This window comes from Micromonospora coriariae, assembly GCF_900091455.1.
GTDB lineage: Bacteria > Actinomycetota > Actinomycetes > Mycobacteriales > Micromonosporaceae > Micromonospora > Micromonospora coriariae.
Genome location: NZ_LT607412.1, coordinates 3707656 through 3733580 on the forward strand (window position 1 = coordinate 3707656; position 25925 = coordinate 3733580).

Below are 25925 nucleotides of genomic sequence, written 5' to 3' on the forward strand. Positions count from 1 at the left end.
CGGGTCGGCTCCGGGCGCGGACGTGCGGACGAGCGCGATACCTGTGAGTCATAAATATTCCTCAGAGGTATCACGCTCACCAGGGTGAGACGACCCGACGACCCACAGCCGGCGCGCGCCGGCGGCCAGGTCAGCGGCCGGGGAGGCCGGTGAGCAGGGCGACGGTCAGGCCGGGGCGCTGCCAGACCCGCGCGATGGTGAAGTCCGCGCGCAACGCCTCGCCCTTGGCGCCGGCCACCGTGGCCAGCGGGTCGGCGTGCCGCCCGGCGACCACCAGCCAGACCCGTGGCGTGCCGGCCAGGCACTGCGCAGGTCGCGGGCACTCGGCCGCCCACAGATCGCCCCGGCGGACCTCGTCCTCGGTGACCAGCACGTCCCGCGGCGGGTTCCCCAGGTGGTAATCGACGCCGAGATCGAGGAAGAGCCAACTGTCCCGGGGCGAATAGACCACGGCGTCCCCGGGCCGTTGCCCGTCGGCGATCACCCGGGCGGCGCCCGCGTAGTCCACCGGGGCGGTGCGCGGCCACTCGTGGGTCCGGCGCAGCGCCGCCTGGTCGGGCAGGCCGAGCAGCCCGGCGAGGACAACCACGGCCAGCGCGGCCGGGACGGCCACACCGGCAAGCGCCGCGCCGGCCAGCAGGCAGGCGAAGGGCACCACGAAGACCAGATACCGGGGTACCCACAGCGGCACGGCCGTGCCGGCGGCGAAGAGCAGCAGCACGGGCAGCAGCACCGCGCCCACCGGCAGCAGCGCCCGCCGGCCGAGGCGGGCCGCACCCAGCGCGGCGATCCCGACCAGCAACCCACCCACCACGGAACTCTGGGCCACCCCACCGGGCAGCGCGCTCAGGTCGTCCAGGCGGGCCGACGCGACCCAGTCCAACTGTCGGGAACGCTGCGTGCCGGCCTTCAGCAGCAGCGGGCTCACCAGCAGCGCGGCCGGCACCAGCGCGACCACCCACCGCCACACCCGTCGGTCCGACCGACCCGCCTCGCCGGTCCCGTCCGACTCGATCACCCCGGCTGCGGCGGAGCCGCGCCACCAGGTGACCAGCACGACCAGCGCGTGCGCGGCGAGCAGGGTGAGCGCGATCAGGTGGGTGAGCCCGAGCGCGGCCACGGCGGCGGCGTACCCGGCCCACCGCGCCCAGCCGGGCCGGCGCAGCGCGGTCACCAGCAGCAGGGTGGCGAGGACCGCGAGCGCGGTCGCCAGGGCGTACGGGCGGGCTTCCTGGCCATAGCGGGAGGTGCCGGGGAGCAGCGCGAAGAGCAGCCCGGCGAACAGACCGGTACGTCCGTCGACCAGCCGCGCGCCGAGCAGGGCGAGCAGTCCGGCGGCGGCGGCCATCGCCAGCGCCGCCGGCGCGCGCAGGGCCACCGTGGAGTCGCCGACGAGCGCGAGCCAGCCGTGCATCAGCAGGTAGTACGGGCCGGTGGCGGCGTCGATGGTGCCGGCCAGCCGGGCCAGGTCGCCGGGTGACCGGGTGGCGGCGCTCCAGGTGGCCAGTTCGTCGCGCCAGAGCTGGGCCGAGCCCAGTCCGGTGCCGGTGACCACCAGGGTCAGCCCCGCCGGAGGAAGCCAGACCGGTACGCGGTGCAGCCGACTCCGCACCACCCCGGGTGACTTTTCGGACAATATGCCCACGGCCCGAGCCTGTCACGGCCGGCCCGGCCCGTGATGTGGGATCCGGCACGCGCTCATTGGCCGGCCCCCGTGCGGTGTGGCAGCATGAGCCCATGACCGCCGCTGTCGTCCGCCGCTTCGTGGCTCGTCGCCACGTTGATTACGGCCGCGTGCGCAGCGCGATCTGTCCGGCCAACTGACGACGCCCGACCCATCTGTCTCGGGCGCGCTCCGCGCCGGCTGTCTCAGACACCGTTGTCCCGCCCGCTCTCGACGGGCCGGCCGCCGCGCCCCGCGCCCGCCCCGAGGCACAGCAGACAACGGAGGACGCCGCGATGGCGGTCAGCAGCATGCCGGCCCGTTCCGAGGACCCGACGACCCGCCCCGCCCGGGCGGTGACGCGCCGGCCACGGGGTGAGGGTCAGTGGGCGCTCGGGCACCGCGAGCCGCTCAACCCCAACGAGCGGATCAAGAAGGACGACGACCCGCTCAACGTCCGGGCCCGGATCGAGACCATCTACGCGCACCGCGGCTTCGCCTCCATCGACCCCCAGGACCTGCGCGGCCGGTTCCGCTGGTGGGGCCTCTACACCCAGCGCAGGGCCGGCATCGACGGTGGGCGCACCGCCGTGCTGGAGCCGCACGAGCTGGAGGACGAGTTCTTCATGCTCCGGGTCCGCATCGACGGCGGTCAGCTCAGCCTGGCCCAGCTGCGGGTCATCGCGGACATCTCCCGGGAGTTCGCCCGGGACACCGCCGACATCACCGACCGGCAGAACATCCAGTACCACTGGATCCGGGTCGAGGACATGCCGGAGATCTGGCGCCGACTGGAGTCGGTCGGCCTGCAGACCACCGAGGCGTGCGGCGACTGCCCCCGGATCATGCTGGGCAGCCCGGTCGCCGGGGTGGCCCGCGACGAGCTGCTCGACCCCACGCCGGCGATCGACGAGATCGTCGCCCGGTACGTCGGGGACAAGCAGTTCTCCAACCTGCCCCGCAAGTTCAAGACGTCGATCTCCTGGCTGGTGGACACCCCGTACGAGTCGAACGACATCGCCTTCCTCGGCGTCGACCATCCCGAACACGGCCCCGGCTTCGACGTCTGGGTCGGTGGTGGCCTCTCCACCAACCCCATGCTGGCGCAGCGACTCGGCGTCTGGGTGCCGCTGGCCGAGGTGCCGGACGTGTGGGCCGGCGTGGTCGGGATCTTCCGCGACTACGGCTACCGGCGGCTGCGTAACCGTGCCCGGTTGAAGTTCCTGGTGGCCGACTGGGGCATCGAGCGTTTCCGCGAGGTCCTGGAGAAGGACTACCTCGGCCGGACGCTGCTCGACGGCCCGGCGCCGGACCTGCCGGCGAAGCCGATCGACCACGTCGGCGTGCATGAGCAGGCCGATGGGCGGCACTACGTCGGGGCCGCCCCGGTGGTCGGGCGGGTCTCCGGCGGGCAGCTCGCCCAGCTGGCCGACGTGGTCGAGGCGCACGGCAGTGACCGGGTGCGGCTCACCCCGTACCAGAAGCTGCTGGTGCTCGACGTGCCGTCGGAGCGAACCGAGTCGTTGGTCGACGCCCTGCGCGCGATCGGCCTGGAGGCCCGGCCGTCGGCCTGGCGGCGCGGCACCATGGCGTGCACCGGCATCGAGTACTGCAAGCTCGCCATCGTCGAGACGAAGGCTCGCGGCGAGGAGCTGGTGGCCCGGCTGGAGCAGCGGCTGCGCGACTTCGACGCCGACATCTCGATCCACATCAACGGCTGCCCGAACGCCTGCGCCCGCACACAGGTGGCCGACATCGGGCTCAAGGGCCAGCTGGTGGTCGGCCCGGACGGTCGGCAGGTCGAGGGCTTCCAGGTGCACCTGGGTGGCGGCCTGGGCATGGCGCAGGGGCAGACCGCCGGCTTCGGGCGCAAGCTGCGTGGCCTGAAGACCACCGCCGAGGAGCTTCCGGAGTACGTGGAACGACTGGCCCTGCGCTACCTGGCCGGTCGCAGCGAGGGCGAGACGTTCGCCAACTGGGTGATCAGAGTCGACGAGGAGGAACTGCGATGAGCAGCGAGAACCGAGCGGCACCTCTGTACTGCCCGTACTGCGGCGAGGAGGATCTACGGCCGCACGAGGCGGGGCACGGCGCCTGGGAGTGCCACGCCTGCGCCCGGGTCTTCTCGGTGAAGTTCACCGGGCTGCTCTCGCGGGCGGTGAACCGGTGAGCCTTGTCTCCGCCGCCGGCCTGGGCCTGGTGGGTCCGGGCGGTCCGACCCCGGCCGATCCGGCCCGTCGCAGCCCCGACGAGCTGCGGGCGCTGGCCGAGCAGGCTGCTCGGGAGCTGGAGGGCGCTCCGGCGCTGGAGATCGCCCGCTGGGCGGCGCAGACCTTCGACGACCGGTTCTGCGTCACCAGCTCGATGGCCGACGCCGTGCTGGCCCACCTGGTGTCCCGGGTGGCCCCGGGGGTGGACGTGGTCTTCCTCGACACCGGCCTGCACTTCCCGGAGACCCTCCGGGTGCGGGACGAGGTGGCGCGGACGCTGCCGGTGAACGTCCGGTCGATCCGCCCTCGACTCACCGTCGGTCAGCAGGACGGCCAGTACGGTCCTCGGCTGTTCAACAAGTCACCCGACGACTGCTGCCAGCTGCGCAAGGTGGAGCCGCTGGAGCGGGCGCTGACCGGGTACGACGCCTGGGCCGCGGGCCTGCGCCGGGACGAGTCGCCGACCCGGGCCAACACGCCGGTGGTGACCTTCGACGGGCGGCGGGGCAAGGTCAAGGTCAACCCGATCGCGGCCTGGTCGCAGGGCGACGTGGACGCCTACATCGCCCGCTGGAACGTGCCGGTCAACGAGCTGTTCAAGCAGGGCTACGGCTCGATCGGCTGCTGGCCGTGCACCCGCCGGACCAAGGCCGGCGAGGACGCGCGGGCCGGCCGGTGGGCCATGTTCGAGAAGACCGAGTGCGGACTGCACGGCTGACCTCGGTGACGACCCCGACCGGCCGCCGTGCGGCCGGCGGGGCGGATCCGGTGGTGCTGGTCGCGCACGGCAGCCGTGATCCCCGAGCGGCCGAGGCCACCCGGGCGCTGGGCCGGGCGGTGTCGGCCGCCCGTCCGGACACCCCGGTGTGGACGAGTTGGCTGGACCACACCGAGCCGGGGCCGACCGAGGTGCTGCGCGGGCTGGCGGCGGCCGGCCACCGCCGCGCGGTGCTGGTGCCGCTGCTGCTGACCGCCGCGTACCACCATCGGGTCGACATCCCGGCGGCCGTCGCCGCCGCGACGCGGGCCGGGCCTTCGCTGGAGGTACGGGTGACCGACGTGCTCGGCCCGGCGGACGGCACGGTGGAGACGACTCTGCTGGCCGGGCTGCGGCGCCGGCTCGGCGAGTCCTGGACGGGTCGCTTCGACGCGCTGGTGCTGGCGGCGGCGGGCACCCGGGACGCGCGGGCGCGTGGCTCGGTGGGCCTGGTGGCGGACGCGCTCGGCGCGGAGTTCGGGGTGCCCTGCCGGGTGTCGTACGCCTCGGCGGCCCCGCCGGAGACCGGTGTCGCGGTGGCCCGGCTACGGGCGGCCGGCGCTCGCCGGGTGGCGGTCGCCGGATACTTCCTGGCGCCGGGCCTCTTTCACGACGCGGTGGCCGAGGCGGCCCGGACGGCCGGCGCGGTGGCGGTGGCCGATCCGTTGACCGACGCCCCGGAGCTGGTCGAGCTGGTGCTGCGACGGGTCGACGAGCGGTCCGGCAGAGTCCTGGCGCCGGCGGTGTGATCGAGGTCGCCGGCTGCGCATGATCAGCGGTGCGGGCCAGCGGGGGTGGGAAAGCGGAACGCCCCGGCGGGCGGACCCGCCAGGGCGTTCAGCTGTGTCGTGGGATCAGGCGGAGTGAGCGCGCAGGACCCGGAGGCCGCCGCGACGCTTGACAGCACGCCGCTCCTCTTCGCTCATTCCGCCCCAGACGCCGGCGTCCTGACCCGACTCGAGCGCCCACTGCAGGCACTGGTCGGTCACGGAGCAGCGCCTGCAGACGGCCTTGGCCTGCTCGACCTGCAGGAGAGCCGGTCCGGACGTCCCGATAGGGAAGAACAGCTCCGGGTCCTCGTCGCGGCAGACAGCATGGTGACGCCAGTCCATGGCGGCAACACTCCTCATTCTGGATGGGGTGGCAATTATTGCTTGTAGTGCTTTTCCTATATGCATCCGCAGTGCCGATGGTGACAGTTCGCGTCGGTCCATTCGGCAGTGCGTGAGCAGGCGGTTAGCCCTGGGGACCTGCTGGAACAGCTCAACCTGACGAGCATATCCAGGCAATGTCCCGGTAACTCAAGTTCGCTTGTGAATACTTTCACGAACACTCGCGATGTCAAGGGTGACGCTCGGAAAAACTCCGGGCGGTGAGCAAGCCCACAACCTATTTGTCCGGGTTCCAGTGCCTTCCTGGTTACCCGCCGTGCCACAGCCGAGGATCAATATAGTACAGTCCGCGTGACATTGCTGACATTTCCGGCACCTGCCCCTCGGTGTGGCGGCGACCGCGTCGATGCAGTGGTGGCCGCGTCGACCTAGGGCAGTACCCGAGACCTAGCAGATTACTCTCAGTGCGGCGGGAACGGATGTGAATCTGACTTTCTCCCGCTCGCCCAGGTAGTCACCGTCCAGCTGGAACGCCTGCGGACGGTTGGAGAGCAGCGTGAACTCCGCCGTGTCATGGAGTCGTAACACCTGCCGGCCGCGTGGATCCGGCCGGCGGGACAGGAACTGCGTCACCGTCCGTGTCGTGCTGGCCACCCGCAGCTGACGCAGCGCCAGCACGTCCAGCCCGAGGTCGAACGACGCCTCCGGGTTCGGGTTGATCTCCCGGTCGCCGAGGTACGTCCAGGGCGCCGTGTTCTGGATGATGACGGTGGCCAGCTCACCCTCCGCGGACTCACCGGGACGCTCCAACCTGATCGCCGGGTGCCGTCGGTCCGAGGCGAGGAAGTACTGGTTCATGATCGAGCGCAGGTAGAGACCCGGAGTGGAGACGCGACCCCGACGGCGTGCCTGCTCCACGCGGTGGATCACGGCGGCATCCAGGCCGAACCCGGCGCAGAAGGTGAAGTAGCGGTCGTCCGCACGCCCCAGCCCGATCGTCCGGTGCCGACCCAGACGCAGCCCTTCGAGGATCATGCTGGTCCCCTCCGGCCACTCCCGGGGAAGGCCCAGCGCGCGGGCGAACACGTTGGTCGAGCCACCCGGAACGGTCGCCAGCGCGGGCAGCCGCTCCGCCAGCGTGGCCCCATCGGCGCTGGCCGGCGGCTCGGCCGTCATCAGGCCGTTCACCACCTCGTTGACGGTGCCGTCGCCACCCAGGGTGACGACCAGATCGACCCCCTCCGCAGCGGCCTCCCGGGCCAGCGCCATGGCGTGCCCACGCCGGCGGGTGTAGCGCACGCTGAGGTCGACTTCGCTGCGCAGTGCCCGGACAAGCACGTCCCGGCTGCGTTCGCTGGTGGTGGTGGCCTTCGGATTGACCACCAGGACGGCCCGCATGGGCGGCACTGTACCTCCCGGTAGCCCGGGTATCGTGGCGCGCGTGACCATCGACTCGGCCCCGATTCCCGTCACGCTCCGCTGGGCGGTGCGTCTGCTGTGGGCGGAGGCGGTCGCCGTCGGGCTGATCGCCGTCTGGCTGGTCTGGGCCGATCTCACCGCCCCCACCCGCGATCTGCTGTCCGGTCTGCTGGTGACCGCGTTCGCCCTCGGCGCGGCCGTCGCGCTGTGGGCGCTGGGCCGCGCGCTGCTGCGCCGCCAGGCCGGCGCGCGCGCCCCCGCGATCGTGCTTCAGCTGATGCTGCTGCCGATCGGGTGGTTCATGATCCAGGCCGGGATGGGCTGGCTCGGCGTGCCGCTGATGGCACTGGGCCTGGGCGTCAGCTGGCTGTTGGTGAGCCCCCCGACGACCCGGGCGCTCGGCTTCGAGTGACCTGGCTCCGCGCCCGACCGGGCGACGGATCGGTCAGTAGCCGCTGGAGCGGCGGGTCAGCAACGAGATCGTCGCCCGGCCGTCGGCGGCCGTGGCGGACGCCGACGTGGTCAGCGCGGTGAGCACCTTCCAGGCGAAGGACGACTCGGCGGGCAGGGTGGCGCCGCGCACGGTCGGCACGGTCACCTCGACGGTCAGGGCGTCCTCGGTGACCGAGAACCGGCACTCCAGCTCAGCGTCGCGGGTGGCGATGGCGAGCAGCATGGCGCACGCCTCGTCGACCGCGATCCGCAGATCCTCGATCTCGTCGAGCGCGAACTGCAACCGGGCCGCGAGACCGGCGGTGGCGGTACGGAGCACGCCGAGGTAACCGCCGTCGGCGGGCACCGTGAGGTGCACCACGTCGTCGTCGGTCGCTGGCTGGCCGGTCAGTTGAGTCACGCCTCATCCCCCCGGTCGGGGACTCTACCCGGTCAGTCGCCCGGACGCGTGCCGGCGGCGGCGGCCTGGCTGGCGAGGTCGCGCAGCGCGTCGCCGCTGAGCCGATAGGGGACCCACTCGCTCATCTGCTCCGCGCCGATCGAGGCGTAGAACCCGGCGGCCGGATTCCAGTCGATCATCCACCACTCCAGCCGCCGGTAGCCGCGTCGTACGCAGATGTCGGCCAGGGTGGCGAGCAGCAGCCGGCCCGCGCCGGTGCCCCGGGCGGACGGTCGGACGTAGAGGTCCTCCAGGTAGATGCCGTGCACGCCGGCCCAGGTGGAGAAGTTGAGGAACCACAGCGCGAAGCCGATCGGCTGGTCGTGCTCGTCGACCGCGACGTGGCCGAAGAGCGCCGGCGCAGTCGAAAACAGGGCCGAGGTCAACTGTTCGGTGGTGAGGTGGCACTGGTCGGGGGCGCGTTCGTACTCCGCCAGCTCGTGAACCATGGCGACGACGGCCGGCACATCCTCGGGACGTGCCGGCCGGATCGTCGGGGTGACGGGTGAGGTCACGCCTTCTTGGTCTCCCAGAAGATCTTCGAGATCTCGTCGATCTTCGCGAGCAGCTTGTCGGCGGTCGCCGGGTCGAGGCTGCCCTTGACGCCACCGGCGCCGGCGAGCTTGGTGGCCTCGTTGAACATCTGGTGCAGCTGCGGGTACTTCTCGAAGTGCGTGGCCTTGAAGTAGTCGGTCCAGAGCACCCACAGGTGGTGCTTGACCAGCTCGGCGCGCTGCTCCTTGATGATGACCGCCCGGGTGCGGAACTCCGGGTCGGTGTTCGCCTGGTACTTCTCGCAGATCATTTTGACCGACTCGGCCTCGATCCGGGCCTGGGCCGGGTCGTAGACGCCGCACGGCAGGTCGCAGTGAGCGCTCGCGGTGACGCGGGGCGCAAGGATGCGTGGAAGTCGCATCGGGATCCTCCATGGGAAGTTTGCGATGATCAAAGGCGACATTACTCCTGGGAATGCTCCCCGAAGCGGGTGGAGGTGAAACCAGTGCGGGCCGATCACTCGGCGGGGGCTCCCCGGCTGCGCGGGCCGCTGACCGCCGTCCTGGTGACCGGTCCGTCCATGGCGCCGACGCTGCGGCACGGCGACGCGGTGCTGGTCCGCCCCCACGGTCGCCCGATCCGCCCCGGTGACGTGGTGGTCGCGGTCTTCCGTAGCCGCCCCGAGCTGCTGGTGGTGAAGCGGGTGGTCCGGGCGCAGGACGGCGGCTGGTGGCTTCGGGGGGACAACGACCTGGTCACCGACGACTCCCGCGCGTACGGGGTGGCCGACGTGCGGGGGCGGGTGGTGGCCCGCTACTGGCCGCGCCCCGGACGGGTCCCGCGTCGGCCGTTATGACCCTGCTCACATCCGAGGGGCAGTGTCGACACTATGCTCGGAAAGTGCCCGGGTGACCCCCCGCACCGCGTGCCACCGCTCGCCGCCCACCTCGCGGCCGGGCCGGCCGCCCCGTCTGCTCGACAGATCCTGGAGTCACCGCCATGCCTTCGTCCACCGTGGACCCCGCTGATCCCGTCTTCCAGCTGCACCGGGGCGGCAAGATGGCCGTCACCTCGACGGTGCCGCTCACCAGCCGGGAGGACCTCTCCCTCGCGTACACCCCGGGGGTGGCCCGGGTGTGTGAGGCGATCGCCGCCGACCCCGACCTGGCCGACGACTACACCTGGGTGTCGCACGCCGTCGCGGTGGTCACCGACGGCTCGGCGGTGCTCGGGCTCGGCAACATCGGCCCGCGTGCCGCGCTGCCGGTGATGGAGGGCAAGGCGGTGCTGTTCAAGCAGTTCGCCGGGGTCGACGCGGTGCCGGTCTGTCTGGACACCCAGGACGTGGACGAGATCGTCGCCGTGGTGCGGGCGCTGGCCCCCTCGTTCGGCGGGATCAACCTGGAGGACATCAGCGCGCCGCGCTGCTTCGAGGTGGAGCGCCGGCTCGACGAGGCGCTGGACATCCCGGTCTTCCACGACGACCAGCACGGCACCGCGATCGTGGTGCTCGCCGCGCTGCGCAACGCCGCCACCCTGCTCAACCGCAAGCTCGGTGACCTGCGGGTCGCGGTGAGCGGCGCCGGTGCGGCCGGCGTGGCCGTGACGAAGATGCTGGTCGCCGGGGGCGTCAACCCCGACCAGGTGGTGGTCTGCGACTCCAAGGGGATCATCGGCCGGCACCGTACCGAGCTGACCGGCACCAAGGCCGAACTGGCCGCGAGCACCAACGCCGACGGTCGGCAGGGCGACATCACCGAGGCGCTGCGCGGCGCGGACGTGCTGATCGGCGTCTCCGGCGGGCAGATCCCGGAGGCCGCGGTCGCCGGCATGGCGCCCGGCGGGATCGTGTTCGCGTTGGCCAACCCGACTCCGGAGGTGCACCCCGAGGTGGCCGCCCGGCACGTCGCGGTGGTCGCCACCGGGCGCAGCGACTACCCCAACCAGATCAACAACGTGCTCGCCTTCCCCGGTGTCTTCCGGGGCGCGCTGGACGCGCGGGCCACCCGGATCACCGAGGGCATGAAGGTCGCCGCCGCGGACGCGATCGCCGGCGTGGTGGCCGAGTCGCTGACCGCCGAGGCGATCGTCCCGTCGCCGCTGGACCCCCGGGTCGCCCCGGCGGTGGCCGAGGCGGTCGCCGAGGCGGCCCGCCGTGACGGCGTCGCCCGCCGGTAAGGAAGGGCACCTTTTTAACGCCTGGTGCATAGGAAGGGTCCCTTCCTAACGCTGGGTGTGTGGAAGGGTCTCTTCTTAACCGGCGCTCGGCTTGTTACCGTGCCGATCATGCGTGCTGCCTTCGCCTCCCGCTTCGACGACGCCGATCCGCTCGCCGCGCTCACTGTCGGTGAGCGGCCCGAGCCGACCCACCCGGCCGACGACTGGGTGACCGTGCAGCTGCGCGCCACCTCGCTCAACCACCACGACCTCTGGTCACTGCGGGGGGTGGGGCTCACCGAGGCCCAGCTGCCGATGATCCTCGGCTGCGACGCGGTCGGCGTGGACCCGGAGGGCAACCAGGTGGTCGTCTACCCGGTGGTGGTCACCCGGGGTGACCCGCGCGGCGTCTCCATCCTCTCCGAGCACTTCCCCGGCACCCTCGCCGAGCGGGTCGCCGTACCCCGGTCGAACCTGGTCCCGCTGCCCGACGGGATGGCGGCGACCGACGCGGCCTGCCTGCCGACGGCCTGGCTGACCGCGTGGCGGATGTTGACCACCAAGGGCCGCGTCGAGGACGCCGACAGCGTGCTCGTGCAGGGCGCGGGCGGCGGCGTGGCCACCGCGGCCGTCGCGCTCGCCGTCGCGATGGGCAAGCGGGTGTACGCGACCAGCCGCGACGCGATCAAGCGGGAGCGGATCACCGCCCTCGGCGCCACCGCCGTGGAACCCGGTGCCCGGCTGCCGGAACGGGTCGACGTGGTGATCGAGACGGTCGGCGCGGCCACCTTCGAACATTCGATGAAGTCGGCCGCGCCGATGGCCCGGATCGTGGTCTCCGGCGCCACCGCCGGTCACGAACCGTCGGTCAACCTGCGCCGGATCTTCGCCATGCAGCTGGAGATCCTGGGCACCTCGATGGGCACCCCCGGCGAGCTGTACGAGCTGCTGGCGTTCTGCGCGGACAGCGACGTGCGCCCGGTGGTGGACAGCGTGGTCCCGTTCAGCCGGGTCGAGGACGCCTTCGCCCGGCTGCACTCCGGTGACGCCTTCGGCAAGGTCGTCGTCGACCACACCGCCTGACCCGTCCGCGGCGTCGCTTTCATGATCCGCCTTCGCCCGGCCACCTACAGGTGGTCGTCGAAGGTGGCGATGTCGCCGCGGGTCGCGTCGGTGGAGATGCGCTTCTTGGCCGCCGGGTCGCCGTAGAGCGTCCAGCGGAGGAACTCGACGGAGGTGTCCGAGACCACCCGCAGCGCCGCGCCGTCGCTGAGCAGCGCCCGCCCGTGGTCACCCTTCGGCAGGCTCAGCATCGCCTTCGGCCAGGGCACCTTGTCGTACGCGGCCCGGCCCGCCGCGTAGTCGACCACCTCGTCCAGCTCGCCGTGCACGAACAGTTGGGGCGCGGCCGCGCCGGCGAACGCCGTACCCACGCCGAGGGCCGTGCCGGCGAACACCACGCCGGCGTCCAGCCGTTCGTCCCGGCTGGCGGTGAACAGGCCGATGGTGGTCACCCCGCCGGCCGAGTGCCCGGCCGCGGCCACCCGCTCGGCGTCCAGCCGGCCGCGCAGCGGGTCGCCCGCCGCGCCGTCGAGCGCCAGCACCTTGGTCAGCGCGTAGGACACGTCGGCCGGCTGGTTGAGCACGTCGAGGACATTGCCGTCGGCACCCCGGGAGGTGTGCGGGAAGGCCGGCGCGGCCACCACGAAGCCCGCCGCCGCCCACCGGGTCAGCAGCGTGGCGTAGTCGTCCGGCCGCCCGCCCAGGCCGTGACTGAACATCACCACGGGGAACCGGCCAGCCGCTGCCGCCGCCGACCGCTTGGCCGCCCCACCGGCCTCCCCGGCCGCCGGATACCAGAGCGTCACCGGCAGCGCCCGGCCGTCCCGGTTCAGCTTGAGCTGGCGTACGCCGACGGCGAAGGCTCGCTGTGGCGCGGTCCCGGCGGGTACCCGCGGCGTCGCCGAGGCGACGGCGGAGGGCTCGACCGGTGCCGGCCCGCTCTCGGCCTTCCGGGCGTCCGCGGAGCAGCCGACCAGGCCGGCAGTGAGCAGGGCGCCGGCCAGCAGCGCGGGGGTGACGCGACGGGACATGAATCCAATTGTGCCCTGCCCGGCTGACCCGATCGGCCGGGTTCGGCGTGGCGTGGTCACCCGCTCACCCAGCGCTCAGCCTTCCGGAGGCGGCGGGACGGTGGCACGCAGCCGGGCCAGGTCGTCGGCGTCCTTCGGCCGGCGCTGACGCTCCGGCATCCAGATCGGGTACATCTGCTTGAACTCGATCTGGGCTGCCACCGAGATCGTCGGCACGGTGAGCGCGCCGATCCGGCCTGGCGGCGCGTCCAGCATCCCGGCCGGCAGCGGCGTGCCGGCCCACGATCCGGCTCCCACCGTCGGCCGACCGGCCCGATCCCGACCCAGGTACGCGAAACTGACCTCCACGTCGCCGGCGTACAGGTCGAGCTGTTGCTCCACCGGCATCCGGGGATCGGGCCGCCAGTCTCGGGCCAGCAGCAGGGTGGCCAGCCGCTCCGCGTCGCCCCGCCAGCAGTACCAGTCGACGTCGACGTGCGGGCGGGTCACCGAGCCGAGGTGGAAGTCCATCGCCCAGCCGCCCCGTAGCCACACCGGTATCGCGGCCGACCCGGTCACCGCGATCACCTCGGCGATGCTCGCCAACTGGCGGCGCGCGAGTTCGTCCACCGCGCCACCGTACCGGCGTCGTCCCCGCTGGCATCCGGGCTGCCCGCTCCGACATCCGGGCGGGCGGGTGTGGCGGGGTCGTCAGCGGGCCGGGCGGGATTCGTAGCTGGTCAGGGTGGGGGCGCGGGCGTCGGCGGGGAGGCGGGCGCCGGCCGCGCTGTCGTCGTAGAGGGTCCAGCGGAGGAAGTCGGTGGTGGTGGCGAGAACCGGGGCGAACCCCGGACTGCTTGGGACGAGGTACGCACCGTGGTCCTGGCCGAGCAGGCTGAGAAAGGCGGCCGGCCCGGGGGTACGCCGGTACGCGGCCCGGCCGACCGCCACCGGCACCACCGGGTCGGCCGTGCCGTGCACGAAGAGCAGGGGCGCGGCCGGCCCGGCGAAGCTGCCGGGCAGTCCGCCCCCGGCGATCACGATCCCGGCGCGCAGCCGGGCCGGATGGCCTTCGCTGAACATGCCGGCCGTGGTGAAGCCGCCGGCCGAGTGACCGGCGGCGGCGATCGATGCCAGGGCCAGGTGACCGGCGAGCGGATCAGCGGGATCGGTGTCGAGGCGGCTCAGGTGCCGGATGAGCCGCCAGCAGTCGGCCGGCTGGTTGCGGACGTCGGCCCGGGTGAACCGGGCGGCACCGCGCCGGGTGTGCGGGAACGCGGGAGCCGCCACCACGAAGCCGGCCGCCGCCCAGCGGCTGGTCAGCCCTGCGTGCAGCCCGGGCCGGCTGTCCAGGCCGTGGCTGTAGATGATCACCGGGAACCGCCCGGCGGCCACCCCGTCGGGTGACGCCGGGTACCAGATGGTCACCGGCAGGGGGCGCGCCGAGCGGGGATCGAGGGTGAGCGTACGCACGCCGACGACGTACGACCCCTCGGGCGCCCGGCGCGCCGACGGCCCGTCCGGGGCGGCGGTGGGCCCGCCCGCCACGGCCGTGGCCGGCGCGCAACCGGCCAGCAGCGCTGTCACCAGCACGGCGATCAGCCGCCCCGACCCCATCGTTCCACGGTAGGTGCCCGGGTGTGGGCAGCGACCCCGCCGTCCGGTCCGGCTGCACCCGCCGGCCGGGTCGGGTCAGCTCCGCCGGCCGGGTCGACACCACCGGGTGCCATGGGCGGGGGGCGGTGCGCCGCGACCGGCTTCGCTAGGGTCACCGGCATGCCTGAGAACTACACCGACCCCAGCGGTAACACCGAGGCGTTCCGCGCGTTCACCCAGACGCCGGAGGCCAGCGCGCCGGCGGAGTCCCCGTCCCGCCTGCCGCTGATCATCGGTGCGGCGGTGGTCGTCGTGCTGCTGGTTGCCCTCGTCGCCTGGCTGGCGCTGGGCTGAGCCTGCCGGTCCGGCCGGGTGTGACCGGCGGGCGAGGCGCCCGCGTGACGAGCGGCCGGAGTGGCGTCAGCCGGCCTCGACCACGGCCCGTGCCTGCCGGGCGATCTCCCGTTCCTCGTCGGTGCGAATGACGCAGACGGTCACCTCGGCGCCCTCGGGCGAGATCACCCGGTCACCGTTCCCGGCGTTGCGGGCCGGGTCCACGACGATGCCGAGCCGGTCCAGCCCGGCCAGCGCGGCGGCCCGCACCGGCGCCGCGTGCTCGCCCACCCCGGCGGTGAAGGTGATCGCGTCGACCCGGCCGAGCAGCGCGTAGTACGCGCCCACGTAGCCGGTGATCCGCCGGCAGTACACGTCGAAGGCCAGCTCCGCCGCCTGGTCCCCGGCCGCCCGGCGCTGGAGCACCTCGCGCATGTCGTTGACGCCGGTCAGCCCGAGCAGGCCGCTGCGGTGGTTGAGCAGGTCGTCGATCTCGTCCACCGACAGCCCACCCTCCCGGCGCAGGTGGAAGATCACGGCCGGGTCCAGGTCGCCGCTGCGGGTGCCCATCACCAGCCCCTGCAACGGGGACATGCCCATCGAGGTGGCGACGCTGCGGCCGTCCGCCACCGCGCAGGCGCTGGCCCCGTTGCCGAGGTGCAGGGTGATCGTGTTGAGCTGCTCGTACGGGCGGCCCAGCAGCTCGGCCGTGCGCCGGGAGACGTACGCGTGTGAGGTGCCGTGGAAGCCGTACCGGCGGATGGCGTACCGCTCGGCGGTGTCCCGGTCGATCGCGTAGGTGGCGGCGGCCTCCGGCAGGGTGTGGTGGAACGCGGTGTCGAAGACGGCGACCTGCGGAACGTCCGGCAGCGTCTCGCGGGCCATCTCGATGCCGGCCAGGTTGGCCGGGTTGTGCAGCGGGGCGAGCGGGACCAGGTCCCGGATCGCGGCCAGCACCGCGTCGTCGACCAGGACCGGCGCGGTGAACGTCCGCCCGCCGTGCACCACCCGGTGCCCGACCGCCGCCAGTCCGCTCAGGTCCTGCCCGGCCAGGATCTGCCGGACGGCGCTGGTGTGGTCCGCCGGGCCGCCACCGGGTTCACCGACCCGCTCGACGGTGCCCTGGCCGAGCACCCGGTCACCGTCGTAGCGGCGCCACTTGACCGACGACGACCCGCAGTTGAGCACCAGCACCCGACTCACGAGGCCTCCTCGGTGGCCGCCTGGATGGCGGTGATCGCCACCGTGTTGACGATGTCCGGCACGGTCGCGCCCCGGGACAGGTCGTTCACCGGCCGGCGCAGGCCCTGCATCACCGGGCCGACGGCGACCGCCCCGGCGGAGCGCTGCACCGCCTTGTACGTGTTGTTGCCGGTGTTGAGGTCGGGAAAAATGAAGACCGTGGCGTGGCCGGCGACCGGGCTGCCCGGCAGCTTGGCCGCCGCCACCGCCGGGTCGATCGCGGCGTCGTACTGGATCGGCCCCTCGACCAGCAGGTCGGGCCGGCGCTCCCGGACCAGCGCGGTGGCCGCGGCGACCTTCTCCACGTCCGCGCCGGCGCCCGAGCTGCCCGTGGAGTACGACAGCATCGCCACCCGGGGTTCGATGCCGAACCGGGCGGCGGTGTCGGCGGACGAGATCGCGATGTCGGCGAGCTGGGCGGCGTCCGGGTCGCGGTTGACCGCGCAGTCGCCGTAGACCAGCACCCGGTCGGCGAGCAGCATGAAGAAGACACTGGAGGCCACCGAGACCTCCGGCACGGTTCGGATGATCTCGAACGCCGGCCGGATGGTGGCGGCGGTGGTGTGTGTCGCGCCGGAGACCATGCCGTCGGCCCGTCCGGTGGCCACCATCAGGGTGCCGAAGTAGTTCGGTTGGGCGACGATGTCGTGCGCCAACTCGGCGGTGACGCCCCGGTGGGCGCGCAGTTGGGCGTACTCGACAGCGAACTCGTCCCGCCACCCGCTGGTGACCGGATCGACCACGTGCGCGTCGCCGAGGTCGACGCCCAGCTCACGCGTACGCCGGGCGACGTCGTCCGGCCGGCCGAGCAGGGTCAGCTCGACCACCCCGCGACGGAGCAGGATCTCCGCCGCGCGCAGGATCCGCTCGTCGGCGGCCTCCGGCAGCACGAGGTGCCGGCGCTGCGACCGGGCCCGGTCGATCAGCTCGTTCTCGAACATCAGGGGGGTGACCCGGGTCGACCGGCTGACGCGCAGCCGGCGGGCCAGGTCGTCGGTGTCCACACAGCGCTCGAACGCGCCGAGCGCGGCCTCCACCTTGCGCGGGTTGGCCGCGCTGGGCCGGCCCTCGATCCGGCTGGACGCGGCCACCGTGTCGTAGCTGTCACTGCGCACGGAGAGCACCGCCAAGCCGGTGTTCAGCCCCTCCACCAGCCGCATCGCCCGGGGGTCGGGCTGCTCGCCGAGGGTCAGCACCAGCCCGGCCACCGACACCTGCCCGGCCACGTGCGCGGCGCTGGCGGCGACGAGCAGGTCGGCGCGGTCTCCGGGGGTGATCACCAGGGCGCCCTCGGTGAGGTGGTCCAGCAGGGTGGGCACGTGTGCGGCGCCGACCACGAAGTCCAGCACGTCCCGCCCGAGCGCGGCGTCGTCCCCGGCGAGCAGGGTGGCGTCGAGGGCCGCGGCCACCTCGGCCACCGTCGGCGCCGACACGCTCGGCACCTCAGGGATGGCGTACGCCGGCACGGGCAACTCGGGCAGGCTCATCGGCCCGGGCACCCGGTTGGCGATCACCGCGAGCACTGTCGCGCCCAGGTCGGCCAGATCGTGGTACGCCCCCCGCACGGCGGCCGCGACGGCCGCCGGCTCCTGCCCGAAGCCGTCCACCACCGGCACCACCACGCTGCCGAACTCGGTGGCCAGCCGGGCGTTGAAGGCCAGTTCCCGGGGACGGGCCGGGTCGCCCGGGTCGTCGAAGTCGCTGCCCACCACGACCACCGCCGGGCACTGCCGCTCCACGGCCCGGTAGCGCTCGACGATGGCGGAGATCAGCTCCTCCCGCCGGCCGTCGGCGACCAGTGCGGTGGCCTCGGTGTAGCTCATCCCGGCCAGCTCGGCCAGCGGCTGCTCGATCCGGTAACGCTCGCTGAGCAGGGCGAGGATCGGGTCCGGGCCGGAGTCGGCGACCAACGGCCGGAACGCGCCGATCCGCCCGACCTGGCGGGACAGCAACTCGGCCAGCCCGAGGGCGACTGTCGACTTACCCCCGCCCGATCCCACACTCGTCAGATACACGCTCCGGGCCACGTCCCCACCCTAGAAGATCGCGCACCCCCCGACCCGGGCCCTCCGCCCCCTCCACCCCCGCGGCTTTCTCGGTTGATCATGAAGTTATTGCCCGTGTTGCCGGCGAGTCGTGGCAATAACTTCATGATCAACGCGCGGGGGGGGGGCGTTACTCGTCGTCGGGGTCGTCGAGGCGGGCCAGGTAGGTGGCCAGGCGCTCGATGGGGGTTTCGAAGTCGGGGTTGAGGTCCACGAAATCACGCAGGCGCTCGCCGAGCCATTCCAGGGTCACCTGCTCGTCACCCCGGCGCTCAACCAGTTCCTCGATACCGCGGTCGGTGAAGTACATCGGAACGTCCTCGCTCCTCGCTGATGCGTGCGTCTCTGGTGCGTGCGTCTCTGCTGCGTCGATCTCTGCTGCGTCGATCTAGGGCTTATCGTCGCGATTCGAGATCGACTCACGACGATAAGCCCTAGATCGCGGCGGTGGGAAAGGGCGCCGGTCCCGCCCGCGGGGAGCGGGCGGGACCGGGGTGTCGCAGGGATGGGTGGAGCTCAGGGGCGGGGGAGTGCCGCCTCGATCAGGGCGTTCTGCTCGACCTCGTGGGTCTTCGCCGAGCCGACCGCCGGGGCGGCCGCAGCCGGGCGGGAGATCCGCCGAAGCCGGACGTCCGTGAGGTGCTCCAGCAGGTTGAGCGCGACGAACGACCAGGCGCCCTGGTTGGCCGGCTCCTCCTGCACCCAGGCGAAGTCCTCAGCGTTCGGGTACTGCGCCAGGGCGGCCCGGATCTCCTCCACCGGCAGCGGGTACAGCTGCTCGATCCGGACGATCGCGGTGTCGGTGACGCCGCGCTCCTGCCGGGCCTGGAACAGGTCGTAGTAGATCTTGCCCGAGCAGAGCAGCACCCGCTTCACCGCCTCCGGCGCCGGGGCTGCCGTGTCGCGCAGCACCGGCTGGAAGGTGCCGGTGGTGAAGTCCTCCACCGACGAGACGCAGAGCTTGTGCCGCAGCAGCGACTTCGGGGTGAAGACCACCAGCGGCTTGCGCTTCGGCGACAGGGCCTGGCGGCGCAGCAGGTGGAAGTAGTTCGCCGGGGTGGTCGGGATGGAGACCCGCATGTTGTCCTCGGCGCACATCTGCAGGAACCGCTCGGGGCGGCCGGAGGTGTGGTCCGGGCCCTGGCCCTCGTGGCCGTGCGGCAGCAGCAGGGTGACCGCGGAGCGCTGACCCCACTTCACCTCGCCGGAGGAGATGAACTCGTCGATCACCGACTGGGCACCGTTGACGAAGTCGCCGAACTGGGCCTCCCAGGCGACAAGCGCGTTGATGTTCTCCACCGAGTAGCCGTACTCGAAGCCCATCGCGGCGTACTCGCTGAGCAGCGAGTCGTGCACGAAGAAGCGGGAGCGTTCGCCATCGCCGGTGAGCGACTTCAGCGGCAGGTAGTCGTCGCCGGTGCGGGCGTCCACCACCGAGGCGTGCCGCTGGACGAAGGTGCCGCGACGTGAATCCTGACCGGCGAGCCGGACGGTGATCCCGTCGTGCAGCAGCGCGCCGAGCGCGATGATCTCGCCGAAGCCCCAGTCGATGTTGCCCTCGACGGACATCTTGGCCCGCCTGTCGAGCAGCTGCTGGATCCGCTTGTGCGGGGTGAAGCCCTCCGGCAGGTTGATGTGCGCCTCGCCGATCGCCTTCACCACGGAGGCGTCGGTGGCGGTGTCGACCTGCGGCTCCGGCTCCTCCTCGCGGCGCGGCCGGTTGAGCTGGCGCGGCGCGGACGCGGCGTCCCGGGTGGCCTTGAAGACCTTCTCCAGCTGCGCCTGGTAGTCGCGCAGCAGCTCCTCCGCGTCCTCCACGGTGATGTCGCCGCGACCGATCAGCTCCTCGGTGTAGAGCTTGCGGACCGAGCGCTTCGAGTCAATGATCTTGTACATCTGGGGGTTGGACATCGACGGGTCGTCGCCCTCGTTGTGCCCGCGCCGGCGGTAGCAGACCATGTCGATCACGACGTCCTTGTTGAACGCCTGCCGGTACTCGAAGGCCAGCCGGGCCACCCGGACCACGGCCTCCGGGTCGTCGCCGTTGACGTGGAAGATCGGCGCCTGGATCATCCGGGCCACGTCGGTGCTGTAGAGGCTGGACCGGCTGTACTCCGGGGCGGTGGTGAAGCCGACCTGGTTGTTGACCACCACGTGCACGGTGCCGCCGGTGCGGTAGCCGCGCAACTGCGAGAGGTTGAGCGTCTCGGCGACCACGCCCTGCCCGGCGAACGCGGCGTCACCGTGCACCGCCAGCGGCAGCACGGTGTAGCCCTCCAGCTTGAGGTCGATCCGGTCCTGCTTGGCCCGGACGATGCCCTCCAGCACCGGGTCGACGGCTTCCAGGTGCGACGGGTTGGCCACCACCGACACCTTGACCGCGTGCTCGCCGTTGGGGGTGGTGAACTTGCCGTTCTGGCCCAGGTGGTACTTCACGTCGCCGGAGCCCTGCGTCGAGCGCGGGTCCAGGTGACCCTCGAACTCGGAGAAGATCTTCTCGTACGGCTTGCCGACGATGTTGGCCAGCACGTTGAGCCGACCCCGGTGCGCCATGCCGATGACGACCTCGTCCAGCCCGTTCTCGGCGGAGGACTCCAGCACCTCGCCGAGCAGCGGGATCAGCGACTCGCCACCCTCCAGCGAGAAGCGCTTCTGGCCGACGTACTTGGTCTGCAGGAAGGTCTCGAACGCCTCGGCGGCGTTGAGCCGGTTGAGCACGTGCTTCTGCTCGTCCGGGGAGGGCTTCTCGTACTTGCGCTCGATCCGCTCCTGGATCCAGCGCCGCTCCTCCGGGTCCTGGATGTGCATGTACTCGATGCCGACCCGGCGGCAGTACGAGTCGCGCAGCACGCCGAGGATCTCGCGCAGCTTCATCCGCTGCCGGCCGGCGAAGCCGTTCACCGGGAACTCGCGGTCGAGGTCCCACAGGGTCAGCCCGTGCTGAAGTACGTCGAGGTCCGGGTGCTTGCGGATCTTGAACTCGAGCGGGTCGGTGTCGGCCATCAGGTGCCCGCGCACCCGGTAGGCGTGGATCAGTTCGTGCACCCGCGCGGTCTTGTTGATCTGGCCCTCGGAGTTGACCGCGACGTCGCGTACCCAGCGGACCGGCTCGTACGGGATCCGCAGCGAGGTGAAGATCTCGTCGTAGAAGCCGTGCTCGCCCAGGATCAGCTCGTGCATCACCTTGAGGAACTCGCCGGACTGCGCGCCCTGGATGATCCGGTGGTCGTACGTGCTGGTCAGCGTGATGATCTTGCTGACCGCCAGCTCGGCCAGGGTGGCCTCGGACATGCCCTGGTAGGGCGCCGGGTACTCCATGGCGCCGACGCCGATGATCGCGCTCTGCCCCTGCATCAGCCGCGGCATCGAGTGCACTGTGCCGATGCCGCCCGGGTTGGTCAGCGAGATCGTGGTGCCGGAGTAGTCCTCCATGGTCAGCTCGTTGCGCCGCGCCCGCCGGACCACGTCCTCGTACGCCTGCCAGAACTGCCGGAAGTCCATCTGCTCGCAGCCCTTGATGGAGGGGACCACCAGGTTGCGGGTGCCGTCCGGCTTGGCCAGGTCGATGGCGATGCCGAGGTTGACGTGCGCCGGGCGGACCACGGCCGGCTTGCCGTTGGCCTCGGCGAAGGAGTTGTTCATCTCCGGGTGCTGGACCAGCGCCCGGACCATCGCGTAGCCGACCAGGTGGGTGAAGCTGACCTTGCCACCGCGCCCACGGGCGAGGTGGTTGTTGATCACGATGCGGTTGTCCACCAGCAGCTTGGCCGGGACCGCGCGCACGCTTGTCGCGGTGGGCACGCTCAGCGAGGCGTCCATGTTCTGGACGATCTTCGCGGCGACCCCGCGCAGCGGCGTGGTCTGCGGGCCCTCGGCGGTCGGCGCGGCAGCCTTCTCGGCCGGCTTGGCCGGTGCGGCCTTCGCCGGCGCGGCGGCCTTCGCCGGTGCGGGCTTGGCCGGCGCCGGCTGGGCGACGGCCGGCTTGCTGGCGGCCGCCGGCTTCGCCGGGGCGCTGGGCTGGCTGACCGACGCGGCCGCCTCGGGCTGGCCGTCCGGCTCCGGTGCTGCCGGCGTGCCCGTCGACTCACCGCCGCGCGGGGTGGCGGCACCCGGCGCCGGTCGGTAGTCGGCGAAGAAGTCGTGCCAGGCCGAATCGACACTCGTTGGGTCGGCGAGGTAGCGCTGGTACATGTCCTCGACGATCCACTCGTTCGGGCCGAAACCCGCCAGTGGGTTATCCTGCGAAGTCTGCTGGGTCGACACGGCCGGTAATCGCCTCTTTCACGCGGGTTTGTGTGTCACGCGGTGTCCGTCGCGCCCGGTTCGGAGCACGGACAGGACGGCTCCCAGGCTACGCCGTACCGATCGCGCAGGCATTTCCGCCTCGGTGGCGTGGTCCGATTCACAGAAGATGCCAGAAGTCCAGCAAGCGCTGCGGGTCGCTCCGACGGCTGCTAGGGCGGCCGGCGTCGGCGCCTGAGTACCTGTACGGATGTCCGCCACGGCGCTCCCCGGCAGGATCGGCCGCGTGGATGGCACGGGGGTACGGGAGCGGTACGGCAGGAGCATGGCGGTCGCGTTCGGCTGGTATGCCACCGTGATCGCGGCGGTGGTGGTGGGCACGACCAGCGTGCCGAGCGCCCCGCGGCAGGACTGTTCGGCGATGTTCAGCTGCCTCTCTCCGGCGGAGTCACTGGCGCTGGCCGGACTGGTCTGGGGCGGGCCGGTGCTCTTCGGGCTGCTGATCGTCACGGCGGTGGTTGACGCGCTGGTCGTCCGCCGGATCACCTCGGCTGTGCTGGCCGGCACCCTGTCCGTGGCGGTCAGCGTCGCGATCTGCGCGGTCGTGGCCGCCGCGTACCTGGGCCGCTCGTGAAGCGCCTGGGCCTCGGTGGGCTCTTCTTCGCCTGGCTCTACGGGGTGCCGTTCCTGCTCGTGGTGGGGCTGATCCGGCGGACGTCCACGCCGTACACGCCGACCCAGGACATGGCGCGGGCGTTCGGCGCGACGACCGACGCCCTGCTGACCGCCGGGCTCGTGCTGAACGCGGCGCTGCCGCTGGTCGGCCTGGTGCTCGCCGGGTGGGCGGGGGAGCAGGGCTGGCGGCGGCACTTCGGCTGGTCGCTCGGCGGGATGGCGCTGCTCTATCTGGCGGTCGCGCTCGCCGGCAGCATGGCGACCAGCAGCCTGGTCGGGCACACCCCGGCCGACCAGGAGCCGGACCCGCCGGTCGGCCACTGCGTTCCGGTCAGCGGCGGCCGGGGCTGCCCGGGCGGGTGAAGTCGACCGGGCCCCGAGCCGCGGTGGCGGGGGACCGAGACGCCCCGGGGTGGCGACCGAGCCGCCGCCATCCCGGGACGGTCCGGGTCAGGAGATGTCGCGCCGGCGCATCAGCAGGGTGCCGACCAGGCCGGTGATCACCGCGTACCCGACCAGCACGAGGGCGCCGGCCCAGCGCGGCGGGTTGCCGGGGATGTCCGCCCCGGTGACCATCAGCGACGAGGCGAGCGACGGCACCAGCAGTTGCAGGTTGTTGATCCAGTCACCCCAGCGGGCGGCCAGGATGCTGATCACCACGATCGCGCCGATCGAGCCACCCAGGTAGAGCAGGATGCCGGTCACGGTGGCGCCGATCTGGCTGCGGATCAGCACCCCGATGCCGACGCCGAACACGGCCCAGAGCAGGTACGCGAGCAGGTTCAACCCGATCGCCCGCCAGGCCGCGTCGTTGCCCAGTTGCGAGCCCACCCCCACGGCGTTCAGCACCGCCGCGCCGGCGATCAGGTTCAGCGCGGTGGTGACCAGCCAGAACAGCAGCGCCAGCACACCGGCCGCGGCCAGCTTGGCGCTCATCACCGCGGTGCGGTGCGGCGTGGTGAGGAACGTGGTGGTCACCGTCTGGTGGAAGAACTCGCTGGTCACCACGATGATGCCGAGCAGCATCACGATCAGCAGGCCGAAGAACTGCCCGGTGGTGAACAGGTTCGACGAGAGTGCGTCCGGACTGGCCGCGGCCTCGAACTGGGCCGCCTGCTCGGACGACAGGTCGCCGATGTTGTTGCTGGTCAGGGCGTCGGCCTGCAACCAGTTGATGAGCAGGGTGAGCGCCCAGAGCGGCAGGCTGATGAGCGCGAAGATCCACCAGGTGTTGGTGGTGCGGATCTTGAGCAACTCGGCTCGGATCAGGTTCATCGGATGCCCGCCTTTCCGGCCGTCAGCTCCAGGAAGACCCGTTCCAGGTCGGGCCGTTCGGTGGTCAGTTCGTGCAGCTCGACCCCGGCGGCCAGGGCGGCGCGGCCGATCGTCGGGGCGTCCACCCCGCCGACCAGCAGGACGCCCTGCTCGTCGGTGTCGACGGTGGCCGACAGCGCCTTCAGCGCGGTGATCAGCGTCTCGGCCTGCGGGGTGCGGACCCGGACCCGGGCGCCCTGCGCCATCGACCCGAGGACCTGGTCGACCGGTCCCTGGCGGACCAGTTGCCCGGCCGCGATGATCACCACGTCGTCGGCGAGCAACTGCATCTCCGACAGCAGGTGGCTGGAGACCAGCACGGTGCGGCCCTCGTGGGCGAGGTTCTTGAGGAACCCCCGCATCCACCGGATGCCCTCCGGGTCGAGCCCGTTGGCCGGCTCGTCCAGGATCAGCACCCGGGGGTCGCCGAGCATCGCGGCGGCGATGCCGAGCCGCTGCTTCATGCCGAGCGAGTAGCCCTTGAACTTGCGCTTCGCCGCCGGGGTCAACCCGACCAGGGCCAGCGCCTCGTCGGCCCGCTGCTTGGGCAGCCCCGCCGCCGCGCAGATCACCCGCAGGTGGTTGATGCCGGTGCGGCCCTTGTGCGCGCTCGACGCCTCCAGGATCGCGCCGACGTGCCGCAGCGGGTCGGTGAGGTCGGCGTACCGGTGACCGCTGATGGTGGCCGTACCGGCGGTCGGCGTGACCAGGTTCAGCAACATGCGCAGCGTGGTGGTCTTGCCGGCGCCGTTCGGGCCGAGGAAGCCGGTCACCCGCCCTGGCGCGACGGTGAAGGACAGGTTGTTCACCGCCCGGACGTTCTTGTACTGCTTCGTCAGACCGGACACCACGATCTGACCGTCACTGGTGGGGCTTCGCTGCCCGTCAGTCATCGTTCTCCTCCCGTGTGCGGCGTCGAGGTACGCCGTGGCACAGCGTGACGGCCCCGGGCAACAAGGTCAATCAGGCGCGGTCCGTACGGCGTGGTCCGCCTGGGGGTGGAGGCGGGTCCTCCCTGCGGACGACGGAGCGGGTCAGCGGGCGATCCAGGTGGCCCGGGCCGCGCCGAGCAGCGCGCCGTCCGGTCCGTACAGGCTGGTGTGCACGAGGGCCTTGCGCCCCTCGGCGCGGATCAGCGCGCCGGTCACCACGCACTCGTCACCGGGCGACGGCAACGCGGTGACCACGGCGGCGATCCGGCCCAGCAGGTACGGGCGACCGGGCGTCAGCACCGTCCAGCCGCCCGGACAGTCCAGCGCCGCCCAGACCGTGGCGTCGCTGACCTGCTCGGGCGCCCGGAACGGCGCGGCGGTCCGGCCGTCCGGCAGGCGGCCGGGGAAGATCCGCAGCCCGTCGGCCCGGTGCGGACCGCAGACGTAGCAGTCGGGGAACGGGTGCTCGACCAGGCCGGGGTAGCGGGTCGAGGCGTCGATCGCGGTGTCCCTGTCGACCGGCGGTACGACGGCGTCCACCGTTCCGACCGGGCGCACCTCGGCCACCAGTTCGCCGGCCGGGTCACGGACCTCGCCGTCGACCATCGTCAGCGCCGTCTCCAACGGCGGTGGCCGGCGCAGCGTCACCTCGACCGGGCCGGGCCCGCCCGCCGAGGCGGCGAAGACCCCGGCGCTCCAGCCGCCGTTGCCGGAGCCGGACGGCCCGTTGTAGCGAGACTCGATGCGCATCGTCGACCTCCGGTGGGGC

At 72.3% G+C, this 25925-nt stretch carries 27 protein-coding genes; 11 read left to right on the forward strand and 16 right to left on the reverse strand.

Annotated features, from left to right (window positions below; all coding sequences use genetic code 11):
- Positions 1 to 130: 130 nt before the first annotated feature.
- A complete protein-coding gene (locus GA0070607_RS17410; RefSeq protein WP_089019146.1) occupies positions 131 to 1615 on the reverse strand; it encodes a glycosyltransferase family 39 protein in 1485 nt (494 codons plus the stop codon).
- A 344-nt stretch (positions 1616 to 1959) separates the two neighbouring features.
- Here GA0070607_RS17410 and GA0070607_RS17415 point away from each other — a divergent pair, with 344 nt between their 5' ends.
- Genes GA0070607_RS17415 through GA0070607_RS17425 form a run of 4 tightly spaced genes read left to right on the forward strand, consistent with a single transcriptional unit; the run spans position 1960 to position 5379 of the window.
- Positions 1960 to 3675: a nitrite/sulfite reductase gene (locus tag GA0070607_RS17415; protein WP_089019147.1), complete on the forward strand. Its 1716-nt coding sequence runs from the start codon at positions 1960 to 1962 to the stop codon at positions 3673 to 3675.
- A complete protein-coding gene (locus tag GA0070607_RS32775) occupies positions 3672 to 3833 on the forward strand; it encodes a hypothetical protein (RefSeq protein ID WP_172899052.1) in 162 nt (53 codons plus the stop codon). Before GA0070607_RS17415 ends, GA0070607_RS32775 begins: the two co-directional genes overlap by 4 nt.
- Entirely contained in the window at positions 3830 to 4591 is a 762-nt protein-coding gene (locus tag GA0070607_RS17420) for a phosphoadenylyl-sulfate reductase (RefSeq protein ID WP_089019148.1), read from the forward strand. Before GA0070607_RS32775 ends, GA0070607_RS17420 begins: the two co-directional genes overlap by 4 nt.
- Positions 4592 to 4596: 5 nt before the next feature.
- On the forward strand, positions 4597 to 5379 hold the full coding sequence (locus GA0070607_RS17425; protein WP_408630913.1) for a sirohydrochlorin chelatase: 783 nt from the start codon (positions 4597 to 4599) through the stop codon (positions 5377 to 5379).
- A 105-nt stretch (positions 5380 to 5484) separates the two neighbouring features.
- Here the strand turns inward: GA0070607_RS17425 and GA0070607_RS17430 are convergent, their stop codons facing one another.
- Both GA0070607_RS17430 and GA0070607_RS17435 read right to left on the reverse strand, forming a co-directional pair.
- On the reverse strand, positions 5485 to 5742 hold the full coding sequence (locus GA0070607_RS17430) for a WhiB family transcriptional regulator (protein WP_007072794.1): 258 nt from the start codon (positions 5740 to 5742) through the stop codon (positions 5485 to 5487).
- Positions 5743 to 6189: 447 nt separating this feature from the next.
- A complete protein-coding gene (locus GA0070607_RS17435; RefSeq protein WP_089019149.1) occupies positions 6190 to 7140 on the reverse strand; it encodes a diacylglycerol/lipid kinase family protein in 951 nt (316 codons plus the stop codon).
- A 43-nt stretch (positions 7141 to 7183) separates the two neighbouring features.
- Here GA0070607_RS17435 and GA0070607_RS17440 point away from each other — a divergent pair, with 43 nt between their 5' ends.
- Positions 7184 to 7573, forward strand: a complete 390-nt coding sequence (locus tag GA0070607_RS17440) for a hypothetical protein (protein ID WP_089019150.1) — start codon at positions 7184 to 7186, stop codon at positions 7571 to 7573.
- A 33-nt stretch (positions 7574 to 7606) separates the two neighbouring features.
- Here GA0070607_RS17440 and GA0070607_RS17445 read toward each other — a convergent pair whose 3' ends face one another.
- From GA0070607_RS17445 to sodN, 3 genes are read right to left on the reverse strand one after another with little or no spacing between them, the layout of a single operon-like run.
- A complete protein-coding gene (locus GA0070607_RS17445; protein ID WP_074314190.1) occupies positions 7607 to 8014 on the reverse strand; it encodes an ATP-binding protein in 408 nt (135 codons plus the stop codon).
- Between the two features lie 32 nt (positions 8015 to 8046).
- Positions 8047 to 8568 carry a GNAT family N-acetyltransferase gene (locus GA0070607_RS17450; protein ID WP_089019151.1) on the reverse strand — a complete coding sequence of 174 codons (522 nt, stop codon included), beginning with the start codon at positions 8566 to 8568 and terminating at the stop codon, positions 8047 to 8049.
- Positions 8565 to 8969: a superoxide dismutase, Ni gene (gene sodN / locus GA0070607_RS17455; protein WP_089019152.1), complete on the reverse strand. Its 405-nt coding sequence runs from the start codon at positions 8967 to 8969 to the stop codon at positions 8565 to 8567. Before sodN ends, GA0070607_RS17450 begins: the two co-directional genes overlap by 4 nt.
- 84 nt (positions 8970 to 9053) lie before the next feature.
- Between sodN and GA0070607_RS17460 the strand changes: the two genes are divergently transcribed.
- From GA0070607_RS17460 to GA0070607_RS17470, 3 genes are all read left to right on the forward strand, one after another.
- Positions 9054 to 9404, forward strand: coding sequence for a S24/S26 family peptidase (locus tag GA0070607_RS17460; RefSeq protein WP_231929967.1), 351 nt, complete (start codon positions 9054 to 9056; stop codon positions 9402 to 9404).
- 143 nt (positions 9405 to 9547) lie between these two features.
- On the forward strand, positions 9548 to 10726 hold the full coding sequence (locus GA0070607_RS17465; RefSeq protein WP_089019153.1) for an NAD(P)-dependent malic enzyme: 1179 nt from the start codon (positions 9548 to 9550) through the stop codon (positions 10724 to 10726).
- A 99-nt stretch (positions 10727 to 10825) separates the two neighbouring features.
- Positions 10826 to 11788, forward strand: a complete 963-nt coding sequence (locus GA0070607_RS17470) for a zinc-binding dehydrogenase (protein WP_089019154.1) — start codon at positions 10826 to 10828, stop codon at positions 11786 to 11788.
- Positions 11789 to 11832: 44 nt separating this feature from the next.
- Here GA0070607_RS17470 and GA0070607_RS17475 read toward each other — a convergent pair whose 3' ends face one another.
- The 3 genes from GA0070607_RS17475 to GA0070607_RS17485 all read right to left on the reverse strand — a co-directional run bounded on the left by GA0070607_RS17475 (position 11833) and on the right by GA0070607_RS17485 (position 14394).
- The gene (locus GA0070607_RS17475) at positions 11833 to 12798 is read right to left on the reverse strand and encodes an alpha/beta hydrolase family protein (protein ID WP_089019155.1); all 966 of its coding nucleotides are present in this window, start codon (positions 12796 to 12798) and stop codon (positions 11833 to 11835) included.
- Between the two features lie 75 nt (positions 12799 to 12873).
- Positions 12874 to 13407 (reverse strand): nucleotidyltransferase domain-containing protein, encoded by a 534-nt coding sequence (locus GA0070607_RS17480; RefSeq protein WP_089019156.1) that lies wholly within the window; start codon positions 13405 to 13407, stop codon positions 12874 to 12876.
- An 81-nt stretch (positions 13408 to 13488) separates the two neighbouring features.
- Entirely contained in the window at positions 13489 to 14394 is a 906-nt protein-coding gene (locus GA0070607_RS17485; protein WP_089019157.1) for an alpha/beta hydrolase family protein, read from the reverse strand.
- A gap of 159 nt (positions 14395 to 14553) precedes the next feature.
- Between GA0070607_RS17485 and GA0070607_RS32780 the strand changes: the two genes are divergently transcribed.
- Positions 14554 to 14727 (forward strand): hypothetical protein, encoded by a 174-nt coding sequence (locus GA0070607_RS32780; RefSeq protein WP_172899053.1) that lies wholly within the window; start codon positions 14554 to 14556, stop codon positions 14725 to 14727.
- 66 nt (positions 14728 to 14793) lie between these two features.
- On the opposite strand, the gene GA0070607_RS17495 is transcribed toward GA0070607_RS32780, so the two are convergent.
- From GA0070607_RS17495 to GA0070607_RS17510, 4 genes are all read right to left on the reverse strand, one after another.
- On the reverse strand, positions 14794 to 15909 hold the full coding sequence (locus tag GA0070607_RS17495) for an acetate/propionate family kinase (RefSeq protein WP_089019159.1): 1116 nt from the start codon (positions 15907 to 15909) through the stop codon (positions 14794 to 14796).
- Entirely contained in the window at positions 15906 to 17975 is a 2070-nt protein-coding gene (pta, locus tag GA0070607_RS17500; protein WP_089019160.1) for a phosphate acetyltransferase, read from the reverse strand. Before pta ends, GA0070607_RS17495 begins: the two co-directional genes overlap by 4 nt.
- 148 nt (positions 17976 to 18123) lie before the next feature.
- Positions 18124 to 18303, reverse strand: coding sequence for a DUF6104 family protein (locus GA0070607_RS17505; protein WP_074314166.1), 180 nt, complete (start codon positions 18301 to 18303; stop codon positions 18124 to 18126).
- A gap of 206 nt (positions 18304 to 18509) precedes the next feature.
- Positions 18510 to 22256, reverse strand: coding sequence for a multifunctional oxoglutarate decarboxylase/oxoglutarate dehydrogenase thiamine pyrophosphate-binding subunit/dihydrolipoyllysine-residue succinyltransferase subunit (locus tag GA0070607_RS17510; RefSeq protein ID WP_089019161.1), 3747 nt, complete (start codon positions 22254 to 22256; stop codon positions 18510 to 18512).
- Between the two features lie 265 nt (positions 22257 to 22521).
- Here GA0070607_RS17510 and GA0070607_RS17515 point away from each other — a divergent pair, with 265 nt between their 5' ends.
- Entirely contained in the window at positions 22522 to 22869 is a 348-nt protein-coding gene (locus tag GA0070607_RS17515) for a hypothetical protein (RefSeq protein ID WP_157743174.1), read from the forward strand.
- Complete coding sequence (locus GA0070607_RS17520; protein WP_089019163.1) at positions 22866 to 23273, forward strand: hypothetical protein; 408 nt, start codon at positions 22866 to 22868, stop codon at positions 23271 to 23273. Before GA0070607_RS17515 ends, GA0070607_RS17520 begins: the two co-directional genes overlap by 4 nt.
- A gap of 87 nt (positions 23274 to 23360) precedes the next feature.
- On the opposite strand, the gene GA0070607_RS17525 is transcribed toward GA0070607_RS17520, so the two are convergent.
- The 3 genes from GA0070607_RS17525 to GA0070607_RS17535 form a co-directional block, all read right to left on the reverse strand.
- A complete protein-coding gene (locus GA0070607_RS17525) occupies positions 23361 to 24185 on the reverse strand; it encodes an ABC transporter permease subunit (RefSeq protein ID WP_089019164.1) in 825 nt (274 codons plus the stop codon).
- Positions 24182 to 25117: an ABC transporter ATP-binding protein gene (locus GA0070607_RS17530; RefSeq protein ID WP_089019165.1), complete on the reverse strand. Its 936-nt coding sequence runs from the start codon at positions 25115 to 25117 to the stop codon at positions 24182 to 24184. Before GA0070607_RS17530 ends, GA0070607_RS17525 begins: the two co-directional genes overlap by 4 nt.
- Before the next feature lie 141 nt (positions 25118 to 25258).
- On the reverse strand, positions 25259 to 25906 hold the full coding sequence (locus tag GA0070607_RS17535) for a hypothetical protein (RefSeq protein ID WP_089019166.1): 648 nt from the start codon (positions 25904 to 25906) through the stop codon (positions 25259 to 25261).
- Positions 25907 to 25925: the final 19 nt, after the last annotated feature.